The sequence below is a fragment of the Frankia sp. KB5 genome (assembly GCF_002099325.1).
GTDB lineage: Bacteria > Actinomycetota > Actinomycetes > Frankiales > Frankiaceae > Frankia > Frankia casuarinae.
On record NZ_MRUJ01000379.1, the window covers coordinates 1 to 2000 of the forward strand.

Sequence of the window (2000 nt, forward strand, 5' to 3'; positions counted from 1 at the left end):
CCCCCGTTCGCTTGTCACTCGTCAAAGATAACGTTGTCGTGGAAACGCATTCTAGACGGTCACCGGATAATTTCCATCCGCACTCCGTATACATAGATACGAAAGCGCTTGGCGATCGGTTCGTGAGCGGTTCAGAGTAGGTGCTGCCCGACAGAAACCGGACTTCCGGTGGCGGGGCTGACCCTACGGAGGTAGACGGACTATGGCGATACCGCGACGCATTCCGGTGCGTTTCGAGGACGTGTTCCCGGCGGGGGCGTTCGTCCTCGGCGTGGAGGCGGCGAACGACTACGACAAGGTAAAGGCGAACGCTCCCGATCCACAGGAGCGCGACCCGAACACCGGCGAGCGGGTCTGGGCGGTCCGCGTGCTGGACCCCGACCCGGCGGCCCGGCAGGCGGAGCTGAAGGTGAAGGTCGCCGCCGCGGTGCAGCCGGTCCTGCCGGAGGCGATGCCGGGCACGCCGTTCCGGCCGGTGCAGTTCGAGGGGCTGACGATCACACCGTGGGTGGACATCAACGGGAAGTTCCCCAAGCAGGGGTACGCCCTGCGCGCGGTGGGCCTGCGGCAGGTCGGCCCGCTGCGGCGGACGGGGGCGGCGGCGTGAGCGGCGAGCCGAAGCAGTCGTACGCGACGCTCGGCCTGTCCGTCGGCGCGGACTGGTTGGTGACCTGCCACACCTACCCCGACCGCGCGCCGATCCTGGTCGTGGACGCGGGGCGGGTGAGCCTGAGCGTGTCGGCGCTGGGGCGGGAACCGGACGCCCGGCATGTCGACTTCGCGTACAAGCTGCTCGCGGCGGTCAACGACTACCTGATCGCCTACGAGAAGTTCCAGTTCGAATCCCAGGAAGCCACGGAATCCGCCGAAGCGGCGGCGGTGGCGGTAGCGGCTCCGGCTGACGACATGGCCGGGCCGCGCGCCGCGTAGTTTTCCCGCCGGTCGTCGGCATCACGAGGAAACGAATTCCCGTTTCTCGCCTTTCCCTCTTCGTTCGTCAATCCCGTCGGTCTGTGTTTCGTGCGCTCGAAAACAGGTGGTATTGCCATGTCCAGAATCAACGGTGACCAGCGATTCCCGCGGGTTCCCTCGCGGGTCGACAAGGTGCGCGTGCCGGTGTGGATGCTGCTGGTGGCGGTGGCCGGCAAGCTGCTGTGGCTGGCGCTGCGGGGCTGCTGGCGTCACCGCGTCGCCGTGGCGTTCGTGGTCGGCCTGCTTCTGGTGGTGAACCGGGTGGGGCTCGTCGGCCTGGCCGTGCTCGTCGCGGCCTTGGTCCTGGTGGCGGTCGCGTGGTGGCGGGTGCATCCGCGGTCCTTCGGGCCAGTGGCCTGGTGGGTGTGGGGACGGGCGCGGCTGACGTTCGTCTACCGGTGGCGCTGGAAGCCGGCGATGGTGCACACCGACCTGGCGATCCGCATGCCGACGTCGACCGGTGATCAGGTGACGTTCGACGAGTACTTCCCGCGGATTCGGAAGATCCGTTCGTCGCGGTCGGTGGACGTGCTGCGGGTGGAGCTGCTGCCGGGGCAGACCCCTGCGGAGTGGGCGGAGCAGGCCGAAGCCTTGCGGCACGTGTTCCGGGCTCGGCGCTGCCAGGTGCGGGCGGAGACGTTTCGGTTCGTCCGGGTCTCCTTCCACCATCGGGATCCGCTGACCCGGCCGGTCACTCCGCCGGACCTGGACGACACCACCGATCCGGACGACTCCGCCGACGATGCCGGCTCTGACCCTGCCGGCTCTGACCCTTCCGGAGCTGTTCCCTCCGCTCTCGTCCGCCGTGGCGGGCGTGCGTCGCGGCTGCTCGCCGGGCTGTCGGCGGTGCCCGTCGGACGGTGCGAGGACGGCCGTCCCTGGACGTTGCCGGTCCGGGGAACTCACGTGCTCGTCGCGGGGGCGACCGGGGCGGGTAAGGGCTCGGTGCTGTGGTCGCTCGTCCGCGGTCTCGGTCCGGCGGTGCGGGCGGGGCTGGTGGAGCTGTGGGTGTGCGACCCGAAGGGCGG

Annotated in this window: 2 protein-coding genes and 1 pseudogene; all 3 read left to right on the forward strand. The window is 69.4% G+C overall.

Annotation, left to right across the window (positions count from 1 at the left end):
* The first annotated feature begins 202 nt into the window (after positions 1-202).
* Positions 203-607 (forward strand): hypothetical protein, encoded by a 405-nt coding sequence (locus tag KBI5_RS24570; protein ID WP_011435586.1) that lies wholly within the window; start codon positions 203-205, stop codon positions 605-607.
* The gene (locus KBI5_RS24575; protein WP_011435587.1) at positions 604-930 is read left to right on the forward strand and encodes a hypothetical protein; all 327 of its coding nucleotides are present in this window, start codon (positions 604-606) and stop codon (positions 928-930) included. Before KBI5_RS24570 ends, KBI5_RS24575 begins: the two co-directional genes overlap by 4 nt.
* A gap of 117 nt (positions 931-1047) precedes the next feature.
* Positions 1048-2000, forward strand: a pseudogene (locus tag KBI5_RS24580) (cell division protein FtsK); the annotation flags it as partial.

What these genes read in the sequence shown, in the direction of transcription:
- KBI5_RS24570 (WP_011435586.1), top strand. Translation starts at nt 203, where the DNA reads ATGGCGATACCGCGACGCATTCCGGTGCGTTTCGAGGACGTGTTCCCG.